This window comes from Pseudomonas sp. ANT_J12 (assembly GCF_008370045.1).
GTDB lineage: Bacteria > Pseudomonadota > Gammaproteobacteria > Pseudomonadales > Pseudomonadaceae > Aquipseudomonas.
The window spans coordinates 194480-221240 of record NZ_VOBN01000006.1; the positions used below are offsets into that span (position 1 = coordinate 194480).

The window sequence follows — 26761 nt, forward strand, 5'->3', positions numbered from 1 at the left end:
AAGAGGCATTCCCACGCAGGAGCGTGGGAACGATCAGCACGATCAGCACTAAGGCCGGAACTGACTGGGCGCCACACCACTCCAGCGCACAAACGCATGGCGAAAACTCGCGGTTTCGCTGAACCCCAACGCTTCGGCAATCCGATAGATCGGCAACTGATCCTCGCAAAGCATTTGCTTGGCTTGCTCAAACCGCAGCTCATCGAGCAGTTCCTGATAACTGCAGCCCAGATCCTTGAGGTGCCGGCGCAACGTCCGCGCCGAGCAATTCATCTGCACCGCCAACCCTTCAAGCCCCGGCGCCGCATTCAACTGCGCACGCAGCAACTGGCGAATCCGTCCCAGCCACGCCTGGCGCCCGGTGAACTCGGTGTTCTGCTTGCGGCAGCGATCGGCCATGGCCTGATGGGTGATGACGTCCGCCAGCGGCAGGGGTTGGTCGAGCCACTTGCGCTCGAAGGCAAACGCGTTGTCCCGCGCCTCGAAGCTCAGTGGGCAGTCGAAGTGTTCGGCGTAAGTCGCCTGATAGTCCGGCGCCACGTGTTCGAAGCGTGCAGCCAAGAGTGGCAGCGGATGGCCGAGCAGGTCGTCGCAAATGACTTTCAGCGACACCAGGCAGAACTCGGCATTGAACACCGCCAGTGCCGGGCTTTCCCGGTAATCGGCAGCGACGAACCAGATGCGCTCCCCATCGTCTTCCAGGCTCAGCTCGAAAAGTGTTCCCAACAGCGCCGGATAACGGATCGCCAGGCGCAAAGCGTCACCGAAGGTGGCACTGGTGAGCAGCGCATAACCGAGCATGCCGTACGACGAAACGTGCATCCGCCGGCCCAGTTCCAGGCCAATGTCGCGCTTGAGCGCGACCGCGTTGGCGCAAACCTGCATCTCCTGGTTGGTGGTGATGCGCGTGTCCGCCCGGCTCAGGTCCGCCGCGCTGATGCCGCTGCCCGCGAGCAGCGCTTCGCTGGACAGGCCTTGGGCCTTGAAGGCGTTGAGCACCAGGGAGACGGCGTTGAGCGTGGTGAGGTGGGAGTGCAGCATGTTCGCTTCCGTCCATGAGGTCTGCCGGAAGGGAGCAAGTTGCATGCCGCCCCGGTGGGCGCCTGCTTGCCGCCGATAGCCGATTGGTGCAACCTGCCTGCCATTCACCCTCGGGTGGCGTGGCAAACAACCATAAAGGACTAGGTATGACATTCACTCCATCGCGCTCCATCCTCCTGGCCTCCAGCCTGTTGCTCAGCTCGCTGTGCTTTGCCGAAGGCGAGCCGGCCGACGGCAGCAGCATCAAGGATTCGGCCAAGGCGGCGGTCTCGTCGGCGATTTCGGCCGGCAAGAACCTGTTGGGCGGGGTCAGTGAAGGGGTGCTCGATGGGCGTCAATCGGCACAAGGCGTTGACGGCGCTGCGATTGTTTCCTCTCGCGAACAAATGAAGGACCGCATCGATGTTCAAGTGCTGAAGACCGAGGCCGTCGGCGACACGTTTATTGTCACCCTGGGCTTCAAGAACAGCAGCGACAGCCAACTGCGCTTGATCAACCTCAAGCAGACCGGCGCCTTGCTGGCGATCGATCAGGACGGTTACGCCAACGGGCTGACCGCCAGCCTGGATAACCCGGATGAGGTCACCGTTCCGCCCAAAGCGGCGGTACGCCAGAAATTCACCTTTGAAGGGCCGATTGAGACGTCCACCACGGTGCGTGTGTGGGGCCAGGATTATCAGGTCAAGAAGTAAGCCGCACGGCTAGCCGGCGCCTGCCACATGGCAGGCGCCGGCAAGTCACGGTCGATCAGCTCAACTCGCCACACAGATCCAGTTCGACCAGGCGTCGCACGTTGGCGTTATCCAGGTCGGCGCCGAGCAGCGCATGGAGCTTGCCGAACGCCGCTTCTCGGGTCATGCCGCCACCCGACAACACGCCGACACCGCGCAGGCGACTGCCCGCCTCATACACATCCAGCTCGACCCCGCCTTCATGGCACTGCGTCACCGCCACCACCACCACGCCGTTGTCCCGCGCCCGTTCCAGCGCGGCGAGAAACTCAGGGTTATCACTTGGCCCGGTACCGCTGCCGTAGCACTCCAACACCAAGCCTTGAATGCCGCTGTCGAGCAGGCCATTCAGCACGTCGGCACCAATGCCGGGGAACAGCGGCAGTACCGCGACGTTCGCCAATTGCTTGGGTTGGTTGTAGGTCAGCGCTGCCGGCAGAGAAGCCGCCTTCACGCCGCCACCCTGACGCTCAAGCCGCTTGAACGGATGACGACCGAAACTGCGCACCTTCGCGCAACGGGTCGGGTCCAGCAGTTCGCCGTGGAAGTACAGGTGCACGCCCGGCGCCAGACCATGGCCCAAGGCAACCAGCGCACCACTGAGGTTTTCCCAGGCATCGCTGTCAGTCACGCCGGCCGGGAGCATCGAGCCGGTGAAACACACGCGGGCATGCAGGCCGAGCAACTGGAAGCTCATGGCGGCGGCACTGTAGGCGAGGGTGTCGGTGCCGTGCAGGATCAGCACGCTGTCGCAGCCCTGTACATCCACGGCATCGACCACCGCTTCGCGCAGTTGCTGCCAATAGGCCGGGGTCATGTTGGCGCTGTCGATCAGCGGGCTCATCTCGCGAAAGCGCCACTGCGGCACCACCAGTTCAGGCTGGTTGTGCAGGTAGTCGCGCATCCGCACTTCGAAACCGGATGCCGGGGCCAGGCCGTGGGCGCTGGCTTGCATGCCGATGGTGCCGCCGGTGTAGAGCACCATGACGTGCTGGGCGGCAGGGTAGGTCGAGGCATTCATGGAGGTTCTCCGAAAGCGAAAACAACATACGACCGAGCATGACGCCGGCCGTACGTTGTGTCACGTCGGGCGCAGGGGAGGCGCCCGGTTTTTTACCGATCAGCGTTGCGCTGCGGGTACGCCTTGCGGCTCAACGGCTGCTTTTGGCGCAGCGGCTGGCGGGTTGGCTGGCCAGGCTTGCAGGTCCAGGTCCAGATCCGGGAACTTGCTCGAATCGAACACCGGGGTCTTGATGCCGGCAGCGCGCTGGTCATCGTAGTCACGCAGGATGCGCATGCCGACCTTGAACAGCAGGAACAGCGCGATCAGGTTCACGAACGCGAGCATGGTCATGGTGATGTCGGCGAAGGCGAACACCGTGCCGAGGTTTTCGACGGCACCCCACGAGATCAGCAGCAGCACAATAGCGCGGTAGGTGATGACGGCCATGCGGCTGTCCTTGGCGCCCATCAAGAAGCGCAGGTTGCTCTCGCCCAGGTAGTAGTTGTAGAGGATCGAGGTGAACACGAACAACGACAGGGCCACGGAGATGAAGATGCGGCCCCAGTCTCCGACCACGGCCGCCAGGGAGTTCTGGGTCAGGGCAATGCCGTCGCCTTCGAAGCCCGGGGTGTAGAAGCCCGAGAGCAGGATCAGCAACGCGGTGCAGGTGCAGATCACGAAGGTGTCGAGGAACACGCTGAACGCCTGAACCACGCCCTGAGCAACCGGGTGTTCGACCGAAGCCACGGCGGCCACGTTTGGCGCACTGCCCAGGCCGGCTTCGTTGGCGAACACGCCACGCTTCACGCCCATGACGATGGCGCTGCCGATCAGGCCGCCGAAGGCCTGGTCCATACCGAAGGCACTTTTGACGATGGTCATGAGCATCGCTGGAACATGGTCGAATTGCAGCACGATCACGTAGAGGGTCACGCCGATGTACACCAGGGTTTTCACCGGCACCAGCAGGTCAGCGACCTTGGCGATGCGCTTGATGCCACCGACGAACACCAGGCCTAGCAGCAGGGCCAGGGCCAGGCCGGAGTAGGCGGTGTCGAAGCCGAAGGCGTTTTGCAGTGAGTGAGTCACGGCGTGGGATTGCAGGCCGTTGAACGCGAAACCGAAGGTGATCAGCAGCAGGAACGCCATGATCATCCCCAACCAGCGTTTCTGCAGGCCATGCTGGATGTAATAGGACGGGCCTCCACGGTAAGTGCCGTCGGAGTCGCAGCGCTTATAGAGCTGGCCGAGGGAGCATTCGAAGAAGCTGCTGGACATGCCGACCAGCGCGGTCACCCACATCCAGAACACCGCACCTGGCCCGCCGAGGGTCACGGCGATGCCGACACCGGCGATGTTGCCCGCACCGACGCGGCCGGCGAGGCTGAGCATCAGGGCCTGGAACGAACTGAGTTGCCCGGCGCTGCTTTTGAGGCTGTCACGGAATACCGCAAACATGTGGAAGAAGTGGCGCAATTGAACGAAACGCGAGCGGATCGTGAAGTAGCTACCGAGCCCGACAATGAGCACGATCAGTACTTTCCCTGAGAGGAAGTCGTTGATGACTTCGAGCATGGATTATTCCTCGCTGTTTTTTGTTTAAGCAAATGCTGGAGAGGCAGAAACATCGCGTTACACCGACGTGCGCAAGGCATGACAGGTGAGGCGAGGGTTCGTCCCGGTTCCATATCGCGGGTTGTTATTAGTTCGGGTTTCGCATGGGTTTGGGCCTCGTTACCGACGACCGCTCACGCGAAGAGGGGCGGCACTATACCTATCAGTGCGACGCCCGTCTGCACGGTTGTGGTGCAAGCGATGAAACGAGGTCCTTTCTCTTGCAGGAGCATGGCTTGCCCGCGATGGCGATTTTGCGGGCGCCATCGCGGGCAAGCCTTGCTCCTACAGAAGTCGATCCAGGCACGATCTATACGGTCGGGCCTGTAAACAGTTAAAAAAAAGGGCTCGGGGAATAAATCCCCAAGCCCTCAAAAGGTGAGAGGTGTCTAGTCCCTCGACCTGGTGAGCGTGTGCAGCGTTCGGTTAAGCCTTCAGAGGCACCAGACGCGGAGCAATCATGTTTTCCGGGCGCAGGATGTCGGCGAGCATTTCGTCGTCGAGCAAGCCTTCTTCGCGCACCAGTTCCAGCACGCCGCGCCCGCTTTCGAGGGCGATACGGGCGATGCGGGTGGCGTTTTCATAGCCGATGTACGGGTTCAGCGCGGTGACCAGGCCGATCGAGTGCTCGACCAGTTCGCGGCAGCGCTCTTCGTTGGCGGTGATGCCGACGATGCAGTGCTCGCGCAGCATGTCCATGGCGCGTTGCAGCAGGCGGATCGAGTCGAAGATCTTGAACGCGATCAGCGGCTCCATCACGTTCAGTTGCAACTGGCCGCCTTCGGCCGCGATGGTCAGGGCCAGGTCGTTGCCGATGATCTGGAACGCCACCTGGTTAACCGCTTCCGGAATCACCGGGTTGACTTTGCCAGGCATGATCGAGCTGCCTGGCTGACGAGCCGGCAGGTTGATTTCGTTGATGCCGGTGCGTGGGCCGCTGGACAGCAGGCGCAGGTCGTTGCAGATCTTCGACAGCTTGACCGCGGTGCGCTTGAGCATGCCGGAGAACAGCACGAAGGCGCCCATGTCGGAAGTGGCTTCGATCAGGTCGGCGGCCGGCACCAGCGGTTGACCGCTGATCAGGGCCAGGCGTTGCACGGCCAGGTGCTGGTAACGCGGGTCAGCGTTGATGCCGGTGCCGATGGCGGTGCCGCCCAGGTTCACTTCAGTCAGCAGTTCCGGGGCCAGCGTCTTCAGACGGGCCAGGTCTTCGCCCAGCGTGGTGGCGAACGCGCGGAATTCCTGGCCGAGGGTCATCGGCACGGCGTCTTGCAGTTGGGTACGGCCCATCTTCAATACGTGGCTGAACTCAACACCTTTGGCAGCGAACGCCTGGATCAGGCTGTCGAGGCTGGCCAGCAGCGCGTCGTGACCCAACAGCAGACCCAGGCGGATCGCGGTCGGATAGGCGTCGTTGGTCGACTGCGCCATGTTCACGTCGTTGTTCGGGTGCAGGTATTGGTATTCGCCCTTCTGGTGACCCATGGCCTCCAGCGCGATGTTGGCGATGACTTCGTTGGCATTCATGTTGGTCGAAGTGCCAGCGCCGCCTTGAATCATGTCCACCACGAACTCTTCGTGGAAATCGCCGCGGATCAGTCGTGCACAGGCTTCGCTGATGGCAGCGTGCTTGGCTTCGCTCAGGTGACCCAACTCGCGGTTGGCATCAGCGGCGGCTTGTTTAACCATCGCCAGGCCGACCACCAGTTTCGGGTAATGCGAAATCGGAACGCCGGAGAGACGGAAGTTGTTCACCGCTCGCAGGGTCTGGATGCCGTAATACGCTTGAGCAGGTACTTCGAGTACGCCAAGCAGGTCTTTTTCTGTGCGGAAAGATGCAGCGGAGGACATGATAGAAATCATCTCAATATGGACCCGGACTGTGCCGGAACGCTGTGAATGCTAGGCTTGTGGAGATTTTTGGGCCAATGCTGTTAAGCGCTGGCCTATGCACATTCGGCATAATGCCCGTGTGACGCCGCGTGTGCGGCGAGCGTGTGACCTAAATTGGTGCGTGTCCGGGAGGATCTGATGAATCTGGAAAGCAAATGGCTGGAGGACTTTAGTGCCCTGGCCGCCACCCGCAGCTTTTCTCAGGCTGCGGAACGCCGTTTTGTGACCCAGCCTGCGTTTAGCCGACGGATCCGCAGCCTGGAAGCCGCGTTGGGGCTGCAATTGGTCAACCGTTCGCGCACGCCGGTCGAGCTGACGGCAGCGGGGCAATTGTTCCTGGTGACCGCGCGGACGGTGGTCGAGCAGCTGGGCGAAGTGTTGCGCCATCTGCATCACCTGGAAGGCGGGCAGGGCGAGGTGATGCAGGTCGCGGCCGCTCACTCGCTGGCGCTGGGGTTCTTTCCGCGATGGATCGCGCAGTTGCGTAATGAAGGCCTGAACATTGCCACGCGGCTGGTGGCCACCAACGTCGGCGATGCGGTGCATGCGCTTCGCGAGGGCGGCTGTGACTTGATGCTGGCGTTCTACGACCCCGATGCGGCGTTGCAGATGGACCCGGAGATTTTCCCGTCGTTGCACCTGGGCCATACCGAAATGCTGCCGGTGTGCGCCGCTGATGCCGAGGGCAAACCGTTATTCGATCTGGAAGGCGAAGGCAGTGTGCCGCTGCTGGCCTACAGCGCCGGCGCGTTTCTTGGCCGTTCGGTGAACATGTTGCTGCGCCAGCGGGCGCTACGTTTCACCACCATTTATGAGACCGCCATGGCCGACAGCCTGAAAAGCATGGCGCTGGAAGGCCTGGGCATTGCCTGGGTGCCGCAACTGAGCGTGCGCGCCGAACTGGCGCGCGGTGAACTGGTGGTGTGCGGCGGCCCGCAATGGCATGTGCCGCTGGAGATTCGTTTGTACCGCTGCGCGCTGGTGCGCAAGGCGAATGTGCGGTTGTTGTGGCGCAAGCTTGAAGGGGGCGCCGCGCAAGGCACGACCGGGCAATGATCGTTCCCACGCTCTGCGTGGGAATGCAGCCCGGGACGCTCCGCGTCCCAAAAAGCGTGACGCAGAGCGTCACAGGAGGCGTTGCCCCGCAGAGCGTGGGAACGATCGATTTACGCTGTTTTTCGCTGACCTTCGAGTCAATAAAACCGGCACTTTGCGCCGGATGACAGATGGTCGTCCCGGGGGCTGTTTATCTGCTTCATTGAGGTATACTGCGCGGCCTTCGGCCGGTTCGTCCGGCCATTTTTCGTACAATCAAGCCACGCATTTCTGCGTGGCTTGTTGTTTTTGACGCGCCTGCGGGCGCCCAGAGAGAAGAGGCACGACGATGAGTGCACTGGTTGGCGTGATCATGGGCTCCAAGTCCGATTGGTCCACCCTTAGCCACACCGCCGATATGCTGGAAAAGCTCGGCATCCCTTACGAGGTGAAAGTGGTCTCTGCCCACCGCACCCCGGACCTGCTGTTCCAGTACGCCGAAGAGGCCGAGGCGCGTGGCATCGAGGTGATCATCGCCGGTGCCGGTGGCGCGGCCCACCTGCCAGGCATGTGTGCGGCCAAGACCCACCTGCCGGTGCTGGGCGTTCCGGTGCAGTCGTCGATGCTGTCCGGCGTCGATTCCCTGCTGTCGATCGTGCAGATGCCCGCGGGCATTCCGGTCGCCACCCTGGCCATCGGCAAGGCTGGCGCGATCAACGCAGCCCTGCTGTCGGCGAGTATCCTCGGCGCCAAGCACCCGCAGTTCCACGCGGTGCTGAAAACCTTCCGTGCTGAGCAGACAGACAGCGTCCTGGACAATCCAGACCCACGCATCGCCTGAGGTTGTTGACGATGAAAATCGGTGTAATCGGTGGCGGCCAGTTGGGCCGCATGTTGGCGCTGGCGGGCACTCCGCTGGGCATGAACTTCGCTTTCCTCGACCCGGCGCCGGACGCTTGCGCGGCTGCGTTGGGCGAACACCTGCGGGCCGATTACGGCGATCAGGATCACTTGCGTCAGCTGGCTGATGAAGTCGATCTGGTGACTTTCGAGTTCGAAAGCGTCCCGGCCGAAACCGTGGCCTTCCTCTCGCAATTCGTCCCGGTCTACCCGAGCGCCGAAGCCCTGCGCATCGCCCGTGATCGCTGGTTCGAGAAGAGCATGTTCAAGGACCTGGGGATTCCCACCCCGGCGTTCGCCGACATCCAGTCGCAAGCTGATCTGGACGCTGCCGTGGCGTCCATCGGTCTGCCGGCCGTGTTGAAAACCCGCACGCTGGGTTACGACGGCAAGGGCCAGAAAGTCCTGCGCAAACCGGAAGACGTGGTCGGCACCTTCGCCGAACTGGGCAGCGTCGCTTGCCTGCTGGAAGGCTTCGTGCCGTTCACTGGCGAAGTCTCGCTGATCGCCGTGCGTGCTCGCGATGGCGAAACCCGCTTCTATCCGCTGGTTCACAACACCCACGACAGCGGCATCCTCAAGCTGTCCGTGGCCAGCACCGATCACCCGCTGCAAGCCCTGGCGCAAGACTATTCCAGCCGTGTGCTCAAGCAGCTGAATTACGTCGGCGTGATGGCGTTCGAGTTCTTTGAAGTCGACGGTGGCCTCAAAGCCAACGAAATCGCCCCGCGCGTGCACAACTCCGGGCACTGGACCACCGAAGGCGCCGAGTGCAGCCAGTTCGAAAACCACCTGCGGGCCGTTGCCGGTCTGCCATTGGGTTCGACGGCCAAGATTGGCGAGAGCGCGATGCTCAACTTCATCGGCGTTGTTCCGCCGGTCGAGAAAGTGATCGCCATCGACGACTGCCATTTGCACCACTACGGCAAGGCGTTCAAGGCCGGGCGCAAGGTTGGTCACGCCAACCTGCGTTGCGCCGATCGCGAGACCCTCGCGGCGCAGATCCTCAAGGTCGAAGCGCTGATCGCCGAATAGTTTCATGTGGCAGCGGCGGAACCTTCAGAGTCCGCCGTTCTCTGATGGCAGGATGCCAAAGTCTGTCTAGTCTTTGGCATAACCAACCAATCAGAGGGAAATGCCATGGGAATTATCGGAACCATCTTTATCGGCTTGATCGTCGGCCTGCTGGCTCGGTTCCTGAAACCGGGCGATGACAGCATGGGTTGGATCATGACCATCCTGCTCGGTATCGGCGGTTCGCTGGCGGCCACTTACGGCGGCCAGGCTCTGGGCATTTACCAGGCGGGCCAGGGCGCAGGCTTCCTCGGTGCGCTGGTTGGCGCCGTGGTGTTGCTGGTGCTCTACGGCTTGATCAAAAAGAACTGATTGATGCGACAAAGCCCTCTCTGCTGCGCAGGCAGAGAGGGCTAGAATGCTCGCCATTCATACCGTCCTTTCTTATGTCGAGCACCTCCATGCGCCGTCTTCTGCTGACTATCCTTTTATTGGGCTCGGGCCTTGCCCATGCCGGCGAGCTGCCGGAAACCGACTGGCTGGAGCTGATGCCCAAGTCGGACCAGAAAGCCCTCGAGGCCATGCCCGAAATCGACCACAACACCCCCGAAGGCGATGGCACCTTTACCTCAAAGGGTGGCATGAAGCAGAGCAAGGGCCTGCCGGCGGTGATGTACTCGACCAAAACCGTGCCGTCGATGAACGACAAGAACATTCGCATCGGTGGTTACCCGGTGCCGCTGGAGTCCGACGCCAAGGGTCGCAGCACGCTGTTTTTCCTGGTGCCGTACCCGGGCGCCTGCATCCACGTGCCGCCACCGCCGCCTAACCAGTTGGTGCTGGTGCGTTATCCGAAAGGCTTGAAGCTGGACGATATCTACACACCGCTGTGGGTGACGGGCACGCTCAAGATCGAGAAGGTCAACAACGACCTGGCTGACGCGGCGTATGCGCTGGATGCGGCGAAGGTGCGGGTGGTGAAAGAATCAGATTTGTAGCGTTTGGTGGATCGATTCGCGGGCAAGCCTCGCTCCTACAGGGGCGAGGTCCGACCACGAAAATTGTGGCGGCACCAATCCCCTGTAGGAGCGAGGCTTGCCCGCGAAGCTTTTAAAGCGGTTTGCTACCGATGCTCACACCCAGGGTATGACTGGCACCCGCCGCCAGGTTCACCACGTCATCCATCACATTCGCGGTCTCGATGCACAGCATGCGCTGCCAGCCATCGTCGGCCATGTCGCTGAACGCCGCCGCGCGATCGATCCACGGGTTCCAGATCACCGCCGTGCGCGAACCGCTGCTGGTCAGCTCGATGCGCCGTTCCCAGGCCGCGTCGACAAGGCTCAGCTTCGACGGGGTATTCAGGTAGATACGGTCTGTCTCGCCCGTAAAGGCCAGATCCCCGGCCTGAGTGGCCGTGCTCCAGTCCTTCGTCGTATCGATGTAACTCAAGCCATCCAGCCCTTCAACCTGCACGTTGCGCACATCGCTGACGGCGAAATAACTGTGCAATGCCTGGCTGATCGACACCGCCTCAGCACCGCGGTTGTGGCTGGTCAGGCTGATGTGCAGTTGCTCGTCCAGACGAATGCTCAACGTCAAGTCCACCTGATGCGGCCAGCCCGGGAAACCACCTTCGGGGTACGGCAGGAGGAACTCCACGTTCAGGCTTTCGCCCTCGGTTTCGATGCCACCCAGTTCCCAATCCGTCGCCCGGACAAAACCATGGGCGCCCGCCGGCTCGTTGCTGACGCGCATGGCCTTGACGTTCGGCGGGTTGCGATCGAAGTTGCCGAACCACGGCCAGCAGATCGGCACACCGGCGCGGATGCTTTTGCCGGTCTTGAACACGGCCTCGTCGTTGAGCCAGATCAGCGGCGGTTGGCCGGCCAATTGGTAACTGAGGATGTGCGCGCCTTGCTGGGCCACCAGCAATTCGGCCTGACCGTGGCGGATGCGCCAGCAGTTCAGTTCATCCAGTTTGACGGCTTCAACGTTGGGCGTGCTCATGGGGACAACTCTCAATCAGGATCAATGACTGCAATGGACCGCAAACCCCGCGCCGTGTTTAACGTGCGCGGGGCGGAACCGAACGGGTGCGACCGCTGCCGTCGATGGCGACGAACACGAACACCGCTTCAGTCACCTTACGCCACTCGCTGGACAGCGGATCGTCGCTCCAGACCTCGACCATCATCTGGATCGAGCTGCGGCCGATTTCCAGCGCCTGGGTATAGAAGGAAAGCTGCGCGCCCACTGCCACCGGCACCAGGAACGCCATGCGGTCGATGGCAACGGTCGCCACGCGGCCGCCGGCGACCTTGCTGGCCATCGCGGTGCCGGCCAAATCCATCTGCGCCACCAGCCAGCCGCCGAAAATATCGCCAAAGCCGTTAGTTTCGCGCGGGAGCGCGGTGATTTGCAGGGCCAGGTCGCCTTGCGGGATCGGATCTTCTTGTTCGAGCTCTATCATGCCGGGGGTGCCTCTGACCCGTGACTCTTCATTAGTACTTCAAGGTGAATAGCCGTCTCAGAAAAAACGATTCAGCCCCGAACATACTACGTTCGTCACGTTTTTCATAAGGCGCCTAAAGGGAAACTCTGCGAAATCGCCTGTGAAGCCTGGCAGGCGTTTTCGCACAGCAACCCCTTACAAAAGCAGGTGCAAGGTTGCGAGTATATCGGTCGGTAGACTCCGAGACGACCGTCCGGTTCTCATTTCGACCGTCAAATACGCACCTCTATGTGCTTTTTCGAACAATTTGCTATCGTGCCGGACCTGCCCAAGCCTCCGCCAGCGTTGTTGGGGTTGCAGATCCGACTATAAGAGAAGCCCTTGCCATGACCACAGCGCCCTCGAGCACTGCGCAGCCGACGCAATCCGCACGTCCGTTGTCCCGCAACGATTACAAGACCTTGTCGCTGTCCGCCTTGGGCGGCGCGCTGGAGTTTTACGACTTCATCATCTTCGTGTTCTTCGCCACGGTGGTCGGCAAACTGTTCTTTCCGGCCGACATGCCCGAGTGGCTGCGCCTGATGCAGACCTTCGGCATCTTCGCCGCCGGCTACCTGGCACGGCCGTTGGGCGGCATCGTCATGGCGCACTTCGGTGACCTGCTGGGGCGCAAGAAAATGTTCACCCTGAGCATTTTCATGATGGCCGTGCCGACGCTGATCATGGGTCTGCTGCCAACCTATGCGCAGATCGGCCTGTGGGCGCCGATCCTGTTGTTGCTGATGCGCGTGATCCAGGGCGCGGCGATTGGCGGGGAAGTGCCCGGTGCCTGGGTCTTCGTTTCCGAACACGTGCCCCAGCGGCACATCGGCTACGCCTGCGGCACCCTGACCTGCGGCCTGACGGCCGGTATCCTCTTGGGTTCGTTGGTGGCCACGGCGATCAACAGTATTTACACCCCGGTCGAAGTCGCGGATTACGCCTGGCGGATCCCGTTCCTGCTGGGCGGCGTGTTCGGCCTGTTCTCGGTCTACCTGCGCCGCTGGTTGCACGAAACCCCGGTGTTCGCCGAGCTGCAACTGCGCAAGGCCCTGGCCGAAGAAGTGCCGCTGCGCGCGGTGCTGCGCGACCATCGCGGGGCGATCCTGATTTCCATGCTGCTGACCTGGTTGCTGTCCGCCGGCATCATCGTCGTCATCCTGATGACCCCGACCGTGCTGCAGACCGTCTACCACTTCTCGCCGACCACCGCATTACAGGCCAACAGCCTGGCCATCGTGTTCCTGAGCCTGGGTTGCGTGGCCTCCGGCGCACTGGCCGACCGCTTCGGCGCCGGCCGGGTGTTCGTGTTCGGCAGCGCCGCGTTGCTGATCAGTTCGTGGACCTTCTACCACAGCCTGTTCAACCACCCGGACTGGCTGTTCCCGATGTACGCCGTGACCGGCCTGCTCGTCGGCACCATCGGCGCCGTGCCGTACGTGATGGTCAAGGCCTTCCCGGCAGTGGTGCGCTTCAGCGGGCTGTCGTTCTCCTACAACCTGGCCTACGCGATTTTTGGTGGACTGACGCCGATGGTTGTGACGTTGCTGCTCAAGGAGAGCCCGATGGGGCCGGCCTATTACGTGGCGATTATTTGTGGGGTCGGGATTTTGGTGGGTGCGTATCTTTGGAAGGAGGGGCGTTAAGCCAGCAACCGATCGTTCCCACGCTCTGCGTGGGAATGCATTCCGTGACGCTCCGCGTCACATCTCACAGCGGACGCAGAGCGTCCCAGGATGCATTCCCACGCAGAGCGTGGGAACGATCTGTCACGACATGCTGGCCTTTCATCCAATTGTCATATTTCAGCCATAGAGTGTTCACACGGCCTGCTGATACTTGGCCCCGACTTAACACACCCTATCTGCTAGGAGTAAGGCATGAAACTGAAGCGTTTGATGGCGGCAATGACTTTTGTCGCTGCTGGCGTTGCGACTGCCAACGCGTTCGCCGCTGTTGACCCTGCGATCCCGAGCTACACCAAGACCACTGGTGTATCGGGCAACCTGTCCAGCGTCGGCTCCGATACCCTGGCCAACCTCATGACCCTGTGGGCTGAGAACTACAAAAAAGAATACCCGAACGTAAACATCCAGATTCAGGCCGCTGGCTCCGCCACTGCGCCACCTGCGCTGACTGAAGGCACCTCTAACCTGGGCCCGATGAGCCGCAAGATGAAGGACACCGAACTGGCGGCCTTCGAGCAGAAGTACGGCTACAAGCCAACCGCTATCCCGGTTGCCGTGGACGCCCTGGCTGTTTTCGTACACAAAGACAACCCGATCCAGCACCTGACCATGGAACAAGTCGACGCGATCTTCTCGTCCACTCGTCTGTGCGGCGCTAAAGCCGACGTTAAAACCTGGGGCGACCTGGGTGTGACCGGCGACCTGGCCAACAAGCCGGTTCAGCTGTTCGGTCGTAACTCGGTGTCCGGCACCTACGGCTACTTCAAAGAAGAAGCCCTGTGCAAAGGCGACTACAAGCCAAACGTCAACGAACAACCAGGTTCGGCTTCGGTCGTGCAGTCGATCAGCTCCTCGCTGAACGGCATCGGTTACTCGGGCATCGGCTACAAAACCGCTAGCGTGAAAACCGTGGCTCTGTCGAAGAAGGGCAGCACTGAATTCATCGAAGACAGCGAAGAAAACGCCCTGAACGGCAAATACCCGTTGTCGCGTTTCCTCTACGTGTACGTCAACAAGGCCCCGAACAAGCCTCTGGCCCCGCTGGAAGCCGAGTTCGTGAAACTGGTTCTGTCCAAACAGGGCCAGGAAGTTGTAGTGAAAGACGGCTACATCCCACTGCCGGCCAAGGTTGCTGCAAAAGCACTGGCTGACCTGGGTCTGGCGGAAGGCGGCGCTGAAGTCGCAAAAAAGTAAAACCCTAGGTCCGGGGCTCGCCCCGGACCTGTGTAGGAGCGAAGCTTGGGTGGCGAGGGGGCTTGCCCCCGTTTGACTGCGAAGCAGTCATAAATCGGTCGACGACGATAATGCGATGGCTGATTCGATGGGCGCGCTTCGCTCCCCAACGGGGGCAAGCCCCCTCGCCACACAAGCCTCGCTCCTACAAATGCCGGTCAATACCGGCTCCCAAATTTCCGGTCCTCTGCCAGTTCCCGCTGGCGGCGGATTTGTTGCGTCACTGCATTGTCATCTTTCTGTCATACAGGATCGCTAGGGTGTGCGCATGAATGATCTGGCCAATTCCACCATGACTAACAATCCCCCCAAGCGAATTGACTTCAATACGCCTGAACTGCAACGCAAGCGTCGCATCCGCGCGCTCAAAGATCGCCTGACCCGCTGGTACGTGCTCATTGGCGGCCTCGCCGTCCTCGGTGCGATCACGCTGATCTTCTTCTTCCTTGGTTACGTCGTCTTTCCCCTGTTTCAGGGGGCTGATCTGACGGCCAAGGACGCCATCACGCCTGCCTGGATGCAAGACGCCGGCAAGCCGCTGATGATCTCTCTGGAAGAACAGAACCAGGTCGCCATGCGGGTTTCCGACAAGGGCCAGGCTCTTTTCTTCGATATCGACAGTGGCGCCGAACTGCGGCGCGTCGATCTGCCAATTCCGGCCGGTGCCACCGTGACCTCGATTGGCGAAGACCAGCCTGGCCATCCGCTGGTGGCGGTCGGTCTGTCCAATGGTCAGGTGCTGGTGTTCCGTCACACCTATAAAGTCAGTTACCCGGACGGCAAGAAGACCATTTCACCAGCCGTCGAGTACCCGTACGGCGAAACCCCGATTGCGTTGAACGAAGCGGGCGGTGCGCTGGAGCACGTCAGCCTCAACGCCACCGACACCACGCTGATGCTGGTTGGCTCCACCGGTTCGCAACTCAATGTGCTGTCGCTGACCAGCGAAGAAAACATGATGACCGGTGAAGTCACCAACGAGCAGAAGCGTATCGATCTGCCGCAAATGACCGAGCCGGTGAAGAACATCTTCGTCGACCCGCGCCAACAGTGGTTGTACGTGATTAACGGGCGCGCCCAGGCCGATGTGTTCAGCCTGCGCGACAAGAGCCTTAACGGTCGCTACAAATTGCTTGAAGACGGCGAAGCGCAAATCACGGCCAGCACCCAATTGGTGGGCGGTATTTCGCTGATTCTCGGTGACTCCAAGGGTGGCCTGGCCCAGTGGTTTATGGCTCGCGACCCGGATGGCGAACTGCGCCTGAAGCAGATCCGCACCTTCCAGATGGGCACCACGCCGATCGTTGAAATCAGCGCCGAAGAACGTCGCAAAGGTTTTGTTGCCCTCGACGCCTCCGGCAAGCTTGGTGTGTTCCACAGCACCGCGCACCGCACCTTGCTGGTCGATCAGGTGGTCGATGGCCAAGGGATCTTCGGTCTGTCGCCACGGGCTAACCGCCTGATCGTCGAAGCAGGCGGCAAGATTCAACCGCTGCTGCTCGACAACCCGCACCCGGAGGTTTCCTGGAGCGCCCTGTGGAGCAAGGTCTGGTACGAGAACTACGACGAACCTAAATACGTCTGGCAATCGACTGCAGCCAACACTGACTTCGAACCGAAGATGAGTTTGTCGCCGCTGACCTTCGGTACCTTGAAGGCCGCGTTCTACGCCATGTTGCTGGCCGCACCGCTGGCCGTCGCTGCCGCGATCTACACCGCCTACTTCATGGCCCCGAGCTTGCGCCGCAAGGTCAAGCCAGTGATCGAACTGATGGAAGCGATGCCGACGGTGATCCTCGGTTTCTTCGCCGGCCTGTTCCTCGCACCTTATGTGGAAGGGCATTTGCCGGGCATCTTCAGCCTATTGATGCTCCTGCCGATTGGCATCCTGGTGGCCGGTTTCGTCTTCAGTCGCCTGCCTGAGTCGATCCGCCTGAAAGTGCCGGACGGCTGGGAAAGCGCGATCCTGATCCCGGTGATCCTGTTTGTGGGCTGGTTGTCGCTGTACATGAGCCCGTACATGGAAACCTGGTTCTTCGGCGGCGACATGCGCATGTGGATCTCCCACGACCTGGGCATCACCTACGACCAGCGCAACGCCCTGGTAGTCGGCCTGGCCATGGGTTTCGCGGTGATCCCGAACATCTACTCCATCGCCGAAGACGCCGTGTTCAGCGTGCCTCGCGGCCTGACCCTCGGTTCCCTGGCCCTCGGCGCCACACCGTGGCAGACCATGACCCGCGTGGTGATCCTCACCGCCAGCCCGGGCATTTTCTCGGCACTGATGATCGGCATGGGCCGCGCGGTCGGTGAAACGATGATCGTGCTGATGGCCACCGGTAACACCCCAGTCATGGAAATGAACCTGTTCGAAGGCCTGCGCACCCTGGCGGCCAACGTTGCGGTGGAAATGCCGGAGTCGGAAGTCGGCGGCAGCCACTACCGCGTGCTGTTCCTCTCGGCGCTGGTACTGCTGTTGTTCACCTTCGTCATGAACACCCTCGCGGAGCTGATTCGTCAGCGTCTGCGCAAGAAATACTCGTCGCTTTAAGAAAGGTAGAAGTCTGTGAAACAGAACTCCCTGAATGGATGGTTCAAGAGCGGCGCCCCCGGCGTCTGGATCAGCGGTGGCGCGGTGTCCATCGCGGTCATCATGACCATTGGCTTGCTGGCCGTGATTGCCGTGCGCGGCCTCGGTCACTTCTGGCCGGCGGACCTGATCCACGCCAGCTACGACGTCCCGGGCCAGGCCAATCACCTGGTGATCGGCGAAGTGGTGCAGAAAGAAGAAGTGCCCCGCGAGCGCCTGAAAAGCGCTGGCCTGCCGGTGCCCGATGTGGGCCCGGAGTTCATGACCCGCGAGCTGATCAAGGTCGGCAACCGTGACTTGAACGGCAACGACTTCACCTGGATCGTCGGCGAGTGGCTGACCAACCAGAAGACGCCACCCGAGCTGATGGCCATCGAGCGTCGCGAGTGGGGCAACTTCTACGGTTACCTGGTCAACGTCAAACAGGACGGCAAGGTGATCGCCGAGGGCGAGGCCGCGTGGCCGGAGTTGCAGGCCCGTGTCGATCGCGTCAACAAACTTGCGGCACAGCTCAAGACCCTGGAGAAATCCGACATCGGCGCGATCAACGCCGGTCTGGAACGTATCCGTCTGCACGGTCGCAAGCTGGAACTGGCCGGCAAACTGGACGCTACCGCGCAAGCGGACATGGACGCCGAAAAGGCTGAACTGAACGCCCGTTACCAGGACATCGAAGCGCGCCTGAGCGATCTGCACGCCCAATTCAACCGCGACAGCCTCACCGCTCGCGACGCCAACGGCAAAGAGCTCGAAATCGGCATCGGCAAAGTGGTTCACGCCTACCAGCCGAACGCCATGGGCACCTTTACCAAGATCGGCTTCTACTTTGGCAAGGTCTGGGAATTCCTGTCCGACGACCCGCGCGAAGCGAATACCGAAGGCGGGATCTTCCCGGCGATCTTCGGCACCGTGATGATGACCCTGATCATGGCGATGATCGTGACCCCGTTCGGCGTGCTGGCGGCGGTGTACCTGCGTGAATACGCCAAGCAGAACGCGCTGACGCGGATTATCCGCATCGCCGTGAACAACCTGGCGGGCGTCCCGGCCATCGTTTACGGGGTGTTCGGCCTGGGCTTCTTCGTGTACGTACTTGGCGGTTCGCTGGACCGGATCTTCTTCCCCGAAGCGTTGCCAGCACCGACCTTCGGTACGCCAGGCCTGCTCTGGGCTTCGCTGACCCTGGCATTGCTGGCGGTGCCGGTGGTGATCGTGGCCACCGAAGAGGGCCTGGCGCGGATTCCTCGCACCGTGCGTGAAGGCTCGTTGGCCCTCGGCGCGACCAAGGCTGAAACCTTGTGGAAGATCGTGCTGCCGATGGCCAGCCCGGCGATGATGACCGGCATGATCCTCGCCGTGGCCCGCGCCGCCGGTGAAGTGGCGCCGCTGATGCTGGTAGGTGTGGTGAAACTGGCGCCGTCGCTGCCGGTGGACGGCAACTACCCGTACTTGCACCTTGACCAGAAGATCATGCACTTGGGCTTCCATATTTATGACGTCGGCTTCCAGAGCCCGAACGTCGAAGCCGCACGACCGCTGGTGTACGCCACGGCACTGTTGCTGGTGCTGGTGATCGCGACGTTGAACCTGTCGGCGGTCTACATCCGCAACCACCTGCGCGAAAAATACAAAGCGTTGGATAGCTAAAGCCATTAGCCACAAGCGGCAAGCTACACGCCGCTTTTGCTCAAACTTGCAGCTTGCAGCTAAAAGCTTGCAGCTACGAACGGAGTGAGACCATGCAGCACGAAACACATACCCACGGCATCAACATGTCCGCTCTGGGCCGCGACAAACAGAGCCTGAGCCTTGCGCAGGAAACCGTGGCCATCGAAGTGCCGGGCCTGAGCCTGTTCTACGGCGACAAACAAGCGCTGTTCGATGTCAGCATGAACATCCCGAAACAGCGCGTGACCGCCTTCATCGGCCCGTCCGGTTGCGGCAAGTCCACGCTGCTGCGCACCTTCAACCGCATGAACGACCTGGTGGACGGCTGCCGCGTCGAAGGCGCGATCAACCTCTACGGCAACAACATCTACCGCAAGGGCGAAGACGTGGCCGAGCTGCGTCGCCGTGTGGGCATGGTGTTCCAGAAGCCGAACCCGTTCCCGAAAACCATCTACGAAAACGTTGTTTACGGCCTGCGCATCCAGGGCATCAACAAGAAACGCATTCTTGATGAAGCCGTCGAGTGGGCGTTGAAAGGCGCGGCGCTGTGGGATGAAGTCAAAGACCGCCTGCACGAGTCGGCACTCGGCCTGTCCGGTGGTCAGCAGCAACGTCTGGTGATCGCCCGCACCATCGCCGTGGAGCCGGAAGTGCTGCTGCTCGACGAACCATGCTCGGCCCTCGACCCGATCTCCACGCTGAAAGTCGAAGAGCTGATCTACGAACTGAAATCCAAGTTCACCATCGTCATCGTGACCCACAACATGCAACAGGCCGCGCGGGTTTCCGACTACACGGCGTTCATGTACATGGGCAAACTGGTGGAGTTCGGCGACACCGACACCTTGTTCACCAATCCGGCGAAGAAGCAGACCGAAGATTACATTACCGGCCGGTATGGCTAGGAATAGCTGCAAGCCGCAAGCTTCAAGCGGCAAGTAAAAGCGGTCCGAGTACGACACAACACAGCTTGCAGCTTGTAGCTTGCAGCTCACAGCTATCGCGGAGCAAAAGATGATTTCGAAGGAAGGCTTAACCCACCACATCTCTGCACAGTTCAACGCTGAGCTGGAGGAAGTGCGCAGCCACCTCCTGGCCATGGGCGGGCTGGTGGAGAAGCAGGTCAACGACGCAGTGACCGCGCTGATCGAGGCCGACTCCGGCCTGGCCCAGCAAGTGCGTGAGATCGACGACCAGATCAACCAGATGGAACGCAACATCGACGAAGAATGCCTGCGCATTCTCGCCCGTCGTCAGCCGGCGGCGTCCGACTTGCGGTTGATCATCAGCATTTCCAAATCGGTGATCGACCTGGAACGCATCGGTGACGAAGCGACCAAGATCGCCCGTCGCGCCATCCAGTTGTGCGAAGAAGGCGAGGCCCCACGGGGTTACGTCGAGGTTCGCCACATCGGCGACCAGGTGCGCAACATGGTTCGCGATGCACTGGACGCGTTTGCCCGTTTCGACGCCGACCTGGCGTTGTCGGTGGCGCAGTACGACAAGATCATCGACCGCGAATACAAGACCGCGCTGCGTGAGCTGGCGACCTACATGATGGAAGACCCGCGCTCTATCTCGCGGGTCTTGAGCATCATTTGGGTGCTGCGTTCCCTGGAGCGTATCGGCGACCACGCGCGCAACATCTCGGAGCTGGTGATTTACCTGGTGCGCGGCACCGACGTGCGGCACCTTGGCCTCAAGCGCATGAAAGAAGAAGTTGAAGGCACAAGTGGCGAAACCGCTAATGTTCCGGGCATAGCTGACGATAAGTAAGATTGCCTGAGAAAAGCGCCCGGCCTTTTGGCCGGGCGTTTTTGTTTGTGGTTTTTGAATGTGGAAGCAGCACCCGCGAACGAAAAGTCCCGGCGTGACTGAAGATTTAAGGCAATGTGCCATCAGCAAAGCGGTATGCTTGCCGGGATTTTTTTAAGGGGTTGTGGATGAGTAAGGTCAGTGTGTTGGTCGTGGACGATGCGTCGTTCATTCGTGACCTGGTGAAGAAGTGCCTGCGCAACTACTTCCCGGGTATCCGGATCGAAGACGCGGTCAACGGCAAGAAGGCTCAGGCGATTCTGGCGCGCGAAGCGTTCGACCTGGTTCTGTGTGACTGGGAAATGCCGGAAATGTCCGGCCTGGAACTGCTGACCTGGTGCCGCGAGCAGGACAACCTCAAGACCATGCCGTTCGTGATGGTGACCAGCCGTGGCGACAAGGAAAATGTGGTCCAGGCGATCCAGGCCGGGGTTTCCGGCTACGTCAGCAAGCCGTTCACCAACGAGCAACTGCTGACCAAGGTCAAACAGGCGCTGAACAAGGTCGGCAAGCTCGACACCTTGATGAACAGCGCCCCGACCAAAATGAACTCGGCGTTCGGCAACGATTCCCTGAGCGCACTCACTGGCGGCAAGGCTGCCGTGGCCGCGCCAGCCGCTGCCCCGGTCAACCCGTTCGCCAAACCTGTCGCTGCCGCCCCGGCACCCGCCGCTGCACCATCCCGTGGGTTGCTCAACAGCCCGCCGGTCAAGGCACCTGGCGCCGCTTCGGCAGCACCGGCGGGTGGCCGTGGCCAAGGCCAGTTGCGCCTGTCGAGTGGCACCCAGCCCTGCGTGATCAAGGCCTTGAGCCTCAAGGAAGCGCTGCTGGTAGTGAAACGCACCGACATCCTGCCGCAAGTGCTCGAAAGCGCCGTGCTCGACCTGGAGCAGGGCGACAACGCTGAAACCGCGCGCCTCAACGGCTACCTGCACGCCATCGTCGCCCACGAGCAAAAGCCCGACAGCGACTGGCTGCAACTGACCTTCCGCTTCGTCGATAAAGACGCACAGAAGCTCGACTACATCTCCCGCCTGATTGCCCGTGGTACGGCGCAGAAGCATTTCGTACCGGGCGCGTGATCGTCGGCGCCTGACAGTCCGCCTTCGCGGGCAAGCCTCGCTCCTACAGGTGTCGCGCTCATTGCGGACGACACAAACCTTGTAGGAGCGAGGCTTGCCCGCGAAGTGGCCATCCCATTCACCACACCGCTCTGATCGTTCCCACGCTCCGCGTGGGGACGATCATTTGAAACATCTGCCGACTACGCTGGTCCATCTCAGCTGCTAGGCTCCTCCCAGGCCTTATTCGACAGACTCTTGCCCATGCTCGCGCGCCTGCTGTTTTTCTGTGGTCTTTTCATGGCCTCCACCTCGGCTGTGGCCATGACCATTTACAAGTCCACCGACGCCAATGGCGTGGTCTCCTACAGCGACCGCCCCACGAAAGGCTCCCAGGTGTTCGTTTTTCGGGACCGGATGGTCGAGCACCTGGAGCGGCAGGTGTACCTGGACATCAAGAAGCAGAAGGGCGTGGACGTGGTGTTTGTGCGCAACGATTTGTATGCACCGGTGGAGGTCGAGCTGAGTTTTGCCGGGTTGAGCAATGTGAAGGGCGCGCCGAGCCAGCCGATTCGCCGGGTCTTGCCGGCGCGCAGCAACTCGCGCCTGGCGCTGCTCACGGCGATTATCGGCGGCAAGCCGCTGGTGTATACCCCGAGCTTCCAATACTCCATGGGCGACCCTTCAGGCGCCGCTCAGAGCTATCGATATCCCTTCCCGTGGCGTGGTGGGCCGTTTCGCTTGAGTCAGGGCGCCAATGGCCAATACAGCCACTTCGGTGCCAAGAACCGTTTCGCCATGGACATCGCCATGCCTGAAGGCACGCCGATCATCGCGGCGCGGGCCGGGATGGTAGTGAAGACCGAGAATGGCCAGAGCGGTCGCGGCAATGATCCATCCGGCAATTTCGTGCGGGTGTTGCACGATGACGGGACCATGGGCGTGTACCTGCACCTCAAGCAAGGCTCGGTGAGCGTGCGCGAAGGGCAGCGGGTGGCGGTGGGCAGTGCGCTGGCATTGTCGGGCAACACCGGCAACAGCAGCGGGCCGCACCTGCACTTCGTGGTGCAGCGCAATACCGGGTTGGGGCTGGTGTCGATTCCGTACCAGTTCAATCAACCGGTGGGGGCGTTGCCCAACTTTGCGTTGGGCAAACAGTGATGTGGTGCCTGGTCTGACGCCTTCGCGGGCAAGCCTCGCTCCTACGGATCACACGAACCTGTAGGAGCGAGGCTTGCCCGCGAAGGGCGCGATGCGGTTTCACCCGGATCGCTTAATCGAGCATCAACACCTTGGCCAAAATAATCTTCGGCCCTTTCATCTTCTTGATGATGATCCGCAAACCTTCGACTTCCAGCACTTCTTCCTCTTCCGGCACCCGTTTCAGGGTTTCGTAGACCAGCCCGGCGAGGGTTTCGGCTTCGATGTGGTCCAGGTCGATGCCCAGCAGGCGTTCAACCTTGAACAGCGGCGTATCGCCGCGCACCAGCAGCTTGCCCGGCTGGTACGCAAGGATCCCGCGTTCGGCCTTGCGGTGTTCGTCCTGAATGTCGCCTACCAGCACTTCCAGCACGTCTTCCATGGTCAGGTAGCCGATGATGTTGCCGTCGGCTTCTTCGACCAAGGCGAAGTGCGAGCCGCCCTTGCGGAACTGTTCCAGCAATTGCGACAGCGGCATGTGCCGCGAAATGCGCTCCAGCGGACGAGTCAGCTCCGCCAGGTTGAACGACTCGGGAATGTGGTCCAGAGCCGCCAGTTCCAGCAGCAGATCCTTGATGTGCAGCAGGCCGACGAACTCCTGGCGTTCGCTGTCGTACACCGGATAACGGCTGAACTTGTGGCGACGGAACAACGCGAGGATTTGCTTCAGCGGCGCGTTGAACTCCAGCGTCACCAGATCTTCCCGGGAGTTGGCCCAGTCCACCACTTCCAGTTCACCCATTTCCACTGCCGAGGCCAATACACGCATGCCTTGGTCGCTCGGGTCCTGGCCACGGCTGGAGTGCAGGATCAGTTTCAGTTCTTCACGGCTGTAATGGTGTTCGTGATGCGGGCCGGGCTCACCCTGGCCGGCGATGCGCAGAATCGCGTTGGCGCTGGCGTTGAGCAGGTAGATGGCCGGGTACATCGCCCAGTAGAACAGGTACAGCGGCACGGCGGTCCAGAGCGACAGCAGCTCCGGTTTGCGGATCGCCCACGACTTGGGTGCCAGCTCACCGACCACGATGTGCAGGTACGAAATCACGAAGAACGCGGCAAAGAACGACACGCCTTTGATCACTTCGGGCGACTGTACGCCGACGGCTTCAAGGATAGGCTCGAGGATGTGCGCAAACGCCGGCTCACCGACCCAGCCCAGACCCAGCGAGGCGAGGGTGATACCCAACTGGCACGCCGAGAGGTACGCATCGAGCTGACTGTGCACGGTGCGCAGGATATGTCCGCGCCAGCCGTTTTTATCAGCGATGGCCTCGACCCGGGTCGAGCGCAGTTTGACCATGGCAAATTCGGCCGCAACGAAGAATCCGTTGAGCAAAACCAGGATCAGAGCAAAAAGAATCATGCCGAAATCGGCGAAGAGTGTCGCGAGGGTCAAGCCAGGGGATGGGTCCATGATGGGGTTTTGCGGGTTCCGTGTATTCGAAAAAGAAGGAAATGCGGTGCCTGAAGGGCAGGCACAAGTCAGCCAATGTAGCGGCTGACTCGGCGATTGCCTAGGGGCGAGTGCCGGCCGGTATCAATCGGCAGCGCTGATCAGCTGGGATTTGGTCACCTGGGCCGGCGCAAAATGGCAGGTGAAGGTGCTGCCATGCCCCGGCACGCTGCTGATTTCCATCCGCGCGCGGTGGCGCAGCAGCACGTGCTTGACGATGGCCAGCCCAAGCCCGGTGCCGCCGGTGTTGGAGTTGCGGCTGGAGTCGACGCGATAGAAGCGTTCGGTCAGGCGTGGCAAGTGTTTGCTGTCGATGCCGATCCCGGAATCCTGCACGCTCAAATGCGCGCCCTGGTCGTCGCCCCACCAGCGAATGCGGATATTGCCTTCGGCCGGGGTGTATTTCACGGCGTTGAACACCAGGTTGGAAAACGCGCTGCGCAATTCCGCTTCGCTGCCCTTGAGCAGAATCGTGGAATCGGCCTCCAGGGTGATCTTCTGACTCTTTTGCGCGGATAGCTGCTGAGCATCGCTCTTGATCGATTTCAGCAGGCTGTCGATGACGACGGGCTGGTTGTCCGACGGGTAATCGGTGGCTTCCAGCTTGGCCAACAGCAGCAGGTCGTTGAGCAGGGTCTGCATGCGGCCGCCCTGTTGCTGCATCTGCTGCAAGGCGCGGGTCCAGCGCGGATTCACGTCCTCTACGTTGTCGAGCAAGGTTTCCAGGTAGCCGCAGATCACCGTCAGTGGCGTGCGCAGTTCGTGGGAAACATTGGCGATAAAGTCTTTGCGCATCTGCTCCAACTGATGGATGCGCGTGACGTCGCGCACCAGCATCAAGTGTTCGTTGTTGCCGTAGCGGGTGATGTACAGCTGAATGCGCAGGCGATCGTTGATCGGCGAGGGGATTTCCAGCGGCTCGGCGTAGCTGTCCTGCTCGAAGTATTCCTTGAAGCGCGGATGGCGCACCAGGTTGGTCACCGGTTGGCCGCTGTCTTGCGGGGTTTTGAGGCCGAGCAGGGTTTCGGCGGCGCGGTTCCACCATTCGAGGTTGCCGTCGCTGTCGAGCATGATCACCGCGTCTTTGAGCGCGGCAGTGGATTCCTGGACCCGGTCGATCACCGCTTGCAGTCGCCCGCGCACCCGTTGGTCGCGGCGTTGCAGGTGGTAGATGCTGTCGAACACTTCGCCCCACAGGCCATAGCCATCGGGCGGTGCTTCATCGGGTTTGTGCAGGCGCAGCCATTCGTGCAGGCGCAACAGCTGCTTGAGGGTCCAGGCCAGGTAAAGGCCCAGGCCAGCGGCGAGGCTCCAGCCGTAGTAGCCGGAAATCAGGCCGATCACCAAGCAGGCGGTGACCAGCAACAGCATGTGGCGAATCAGGGTGCCATGCCAGTTTTGGTTCAAGGGGGGCGTCCTAGCGCAGCTCCAAGTTTCAAGCTACAAGCTTCAAGTCAAAGCGGCTCTGCTTTCGCTTGCCGCTTGTAGCTTAAAGCTTGCCGCCGCTTCTATGCTTTCGTGGAAAACCGGTAACCGGTGCCGCGCACGGTTTGTACCAGATTTTCATAGGCATCGCCGAGGGCTTTGCGCAGGCGCCGGATGTGCACGTCGACGGTACGTTCTTCGACATAGACATTGCCGCCCCAGACCTGATCCAGCAACTGGCCACGGGTGTAGGCGCGTTCCTGGTGGGTCATGAAGAATTGCAGCAGGCGGTATTCGGTCGGGCCCATCTCGGCGGGTTTGCCGTCGATGGTCACGCGGTGGCTGATCGGGTCCAGCAGCAGGCCGCCGACTTCGATCGGGGTTTCGCCATCGGTCGGGCCGGCACGGCGCAGCACGGCTTTGAGGCGCGCCACCAGCTCGCGGGGCGAGAACGGTTTGGTGATGTAGTCATCGGCGCCGACTTCCAGGCCCTGGATCTTGTTGTCCTCTTCGCCCTTGGCGGTGAGCATGATGATCGGGATATCCCCGGTCAGCTCATCGCGCTTGAGGCGCCGGGCCAACTCGATGCCGGACGTGCCGGGCAACATCCAGTCCAGCAGGATCAGGTCCGGCTTGCGGTCGACGATGATGGCATGGGCCTGCTGGGAGTTCTCAGCCTCCAGGCAGTCATAGCCGGCCATTTCCAACGCAACGGCGATCATTTCGCGAATGGGCGCTTCGTCGTCGACGATCAGAATGCTCCTGCCAACCATGCCTATATTCCTCTTGTCATTTAACTGTCTTGCGCCGCATTAGATAACGGAATTATTGCAGTCGTGTGACAGTATTTTAGTCGAGCGGCGATTGTCATGATCCTGGGCTAAGCTCTAATTCCGAATCCTG

Annotated in this window: 23 protein-coding genes; 14 read left to right on the forward strand and 9 right to left on the reverse strand. The window is 61.2% G+C overall.

Annotated features, from left to right (window positions below; all coding sequences use genetic code 11):
• Nucleotides 1-48 precede the first annotated feature (48 nt).
• Entirely contained in the window at nt 49-1041 is a 993-nt protein-coding gene (locus FQ192_RS15715; protein ID WP_149659414.1) for an AraC family transcriptional regulator, read from the reverse strand.
• A 146-nt stretch (nt 1042-1187) separates the two neighbouring features.
• Between FQ192_RS15715 and FQ192_RS15720 the strand changes: the two genes are divergently transcribed.
• A complete protein-coding gene (locus FQ192_RS15720) occupies nt 1188-1733 on the forward strand; it encodes a hypothetical protein (protein WP_149659415.1) in 546 nt (181 codons plus the stop codon).
• 55 nt (nt 1734-1788) lie between these two features.
• Here FQ192_RS15720 and FQ192_RS15725 read toward each other — a convergent pair whose 3' ends face one another.
• The 3 genes from FQ192_RS15725 to aspA all read right to left on the reverse strand — a co-directional run bounded on the left by FQ192_RS15725 (nt 1789) and on the right by aspA (nt 6240).
• On the reverse strand, nt 1789-2793 hold the full coding sequence (locus FQ192_RS15725) for an asparaginase (protein ID WP_149659416.1): 1005 nt from the start codon (nt 2791-2793) through the stop codon (nt 1789-1791).
• Between the two features lie 99 nt (nt 2794-2892).
• Nucleotides 2893-4350, reverse strand: a complete 1458-nt coding sequence (locus FQ192_RS15730) for a sodium:alanine symporter family protein (protein WP_149659417.1) — start codon at nt 4348-4350, stop codon at nt 2893-2895.
• A gap of 465 nt (nt 4351-4815) precedes the next feature.
• The gene (gene aspA, locus FQ192_RS15735) at nt 4816-6240 is read right to left on the reverse strand and encodes an aspartate ammonia-lyase (RefSeq protein WP_133835321.1); all 1425 of its coding nucleotides are present in this window, start codon (nt 6238-6240) and stop codon (nt 4816-4818) included.
• 180 nt (nt 6241-6420) lie between these two features.
• Between aspA and FQ192_RS15740 the strand changes: the two genes are divergently transcribed.
• The 5 genes from FQ192_RS15740 (at nt 6421) to FQ192_RS15760 (ending at nt 10229) form a co-directional block, all read left to right on the forward strand.
• On the forward strand, nt 6421-7338 hold the full coding sequence (locus FQ192_RS15740) for a LysR substrate-binding domain-containing protein (protein ID WP_133835322.1): 918 nt from the start codon (nt 6421-6423) through the stop codon (nt 7336-7338).
• A 328-nt stretch (nt 7339-7666) separates the two neighbouring features.
• Entirely contained in the window at nt 7667-8158 is a 492-nt protein-coding gene (gene purE / locus FQ192_RS15745; protein ID WP_019694319.1) for a 5-(carboxyamino)imidazole ribonucleotide mutase, read from the forward strand.
• An 11-nt stretch (nt 8159-8169) separates the two neighbouring features.
• Complete coding sequence (locus FQ192_RS15750) at nt 8170-9252, forward strand: 5-(carboxyamino)imidazole ribonucleotide synthase (protein ID WP_149659418.1); 1083 nt, start codon at nt 8170-8172, stop codon at nt 9250-9252.
• A gap of 105 nt (nt 9253-9357) precedes the next feature.
• Nucleotides 9358-9603 carry a GlsB/YeaQ/YmgE family stress response membrane protein gene (locus tag FQ192_RS15755; protein ID WP_149659419.1) on the forward strand — a complete coding sequence of 82 codons (246 nt, stop codon included), beginning with the start codon at nt 9358-9360 and terminating at the stop codon, nt 9601-9603.
• Nucleotides 9604-9692: 89 nt separating this feature from the next.
• On the forward strand, nt 9693-10229 hold the full coding sequence (locus FQ192_RS15760; RefSeq protein WP_149659420.1) for a DUF3299 domain-containing protein: 537 nt from the start codon (nt 9693-9695) through the stop codon (nt 10227-10229).
• Between the two features lie 112 nt (nt 10230-10341).
• Here the strand turns inward: FQ192_RS15760 and FQ192_RS15765 are convergent, their stop codons facing one another.
• Both FQ192_RS15765 and FQ192_RS15770 read right to left on the reverse strand, forming a co-directional pair.
• Nucleotides 10342-11241 carry a D-hexose-6-phosphate mutarotase gene (locus tag FQ192_RS15765; protein WP_149659421.1) on the reverse strand — a complete coding sequence of 300 codons (900 nt, stop codon included), beginning with the start codon at nt 11239-11241 and terminating at the stop codon, nt 10342-10344.
• Between the two features lie 58 nt (nt 11242-11299).
• On the reverse strand, nt 11300-11704 hold the full coding sequence (locus tag FQ192_RS15770; RefSeq protein ID WP_007896491.1) for an acyl-CoA thioesterase: 405 nt from the start codon (nt 11702-11704) through the stop codon (nt 11300-11302).
• Between the two features lie 368 nt (nt 11705-12072).
• Between FQ192_RS15770 and FQ192_RS15775 the strand changes: the two genes are divergently transcribed.
• The 8 genes from FQ192_RS15775 to FQ192_RS15810 all read left to right on the forward strand — a co-directional run bounded on the left by FQ192_RS15775 (nt 12073) and on the right by FQ192_RS15810 (nt 22941).
• Nucleotides 12073-13371, forward strand: coding sequence for an MFS transporter (locus FQ192_RS15775; RefSeq protein WP_149659422.1), 1299 nt, complete (start codon nt 12073-12075; stop codon nt 13369-13371).
• 234 nt (nt 13372-13605) lie between these two features.
• Nucleotides 13606-14607: a phosphate ABC transporter substrate-binding protein PstS gene (locus FQ192_RS15780; protein WP_149659423.1), complete on the forward strand. Its 1002-nt coding sequence runs from the start codon at nt 13606-13608 to the stop codon at nt 14605-14607.
• A gap of 556 nt (nt 14608-15163) precedes the next feature.
• On the forward strand, nt 15164-17197 hold the full coding sequence (locus FQ192_RS15785) for an ABC transporter permease subunit (protein ID WP_178129136.1): 2034 nt from the start codon (nt 15164-15166) through the stop codon (nt 17195-17197).
• Nucleotides 17198-17212: 15 nt separating this feature from the next.
• On the forward strand, nt 17213-18883 hold the full coding sequence (gene pstA, locus FQ192_RS15790; protein WP_149659425.1) for a phosphate ABC transporter permease PstA: 1671 nt from the start codon (nt 17213-17215) through the stop codon (nt 18881-18883).
• Between the two features lie 92 nt (nt 18884-18975).
• On the forward strand, nt 18976-19809 hold the full coding sequence (gene pstB / locus FQ192_RS15795) for a phosphate ABC transporter ATP-binding protein PstB (protein WP_149659426.1): 834 nt from the start codon (nt 18976-18978) through the stop codon (nt 19807-19809).
• Between the two features lie 109 nt (nt 19810-19918).
• The gene (gene phoU / locus FQ192_RS15800) at nt 19919-20680 is read left to right on the forward strand and encodes a phosphate signaling complex protein PhoU (protein WP_149659427.1); all 762 of its coding nucleotides are present in this window, start codon (nt 19919-19921) and stop codon (nt 20678-20680) included.
• Between the two features lie 167 nt (nt 20681-20847).
• Nucleotides 20848-21801 carry a response regulator gene (locus FQ192_RS15805; RefSeq protein WP_149659428.1) on the forward strand — a complete coding sequence of 318 codons (954 nt, stop codon included), beginning with the start codon at nt 20848-20850 and terminating at the stop codon, nt 21799-21801.
• A 243-nt stretch (nt 21802-22044) separates the two neighbouring features.
• Nucleotides 22045-22941 carry a peptidoglycan DD-metalloendopeptidase family protein gene (locus FQ192_RS15810; protein WP_149659429.1) on the forward strand — a complete coding sequence of 299 codons (897 nt, stop codon included), beginning with the start codon at nt 22045-22047 and terminating at the stop codon, nt 22939-22941.
• Nucleotides 22942-23053: 112 nt separating this feature from the next.
• Here FQ192_RS15810 and FQ192_RS15815 read toward each other — a convergent pair whose 3' ends face one another.
• The 3 genes from FQ192_RS15815 to phoB all read right to left on the reverse strand — a co-directional run bounded on the left by FQ192_RS15815 (nt 23054) and on the right by phoB (nt 26631).
• A complete protein-coding gene (locus FQ192_RS15815) occupies nt 23054-24394 on the reverse strand; it encodes a hemolysin family protein (protein WP_149659430.1) in 1341 nt (446 codons plus the stop codon).
• Between the two features lie 123 nt (nt 24395-24517).
• Nucleotides 24518-25804 carry a phosphate regulon sensor histidine kinase PhoR gene (phoR, locus tag FQ192_RS15820; RefSeq protein WP_256672293.1) on the reverse strand — a complete coding sequence of 429 codons (1287 nt, stop codon included), beginning with the start codon at nt 25802-25804 and terminating at the stop codon, nt 24518-24520.
• A gap of 137 nt (nt 25805-25941) precedes the next feature.
• Complete coding sequence (gene phoB / locus FQ192_RS15825) at nt 25942-26631, reverse strand: phosphate regulon transcriptional regulator PhoB (protein WP_008150066.1); 690 nt, start codon at nt 26629-26631, stop codon at nt 25942-25944.
• Nucleotides 26632-26761: the final 130 nt, after the last annotated feature.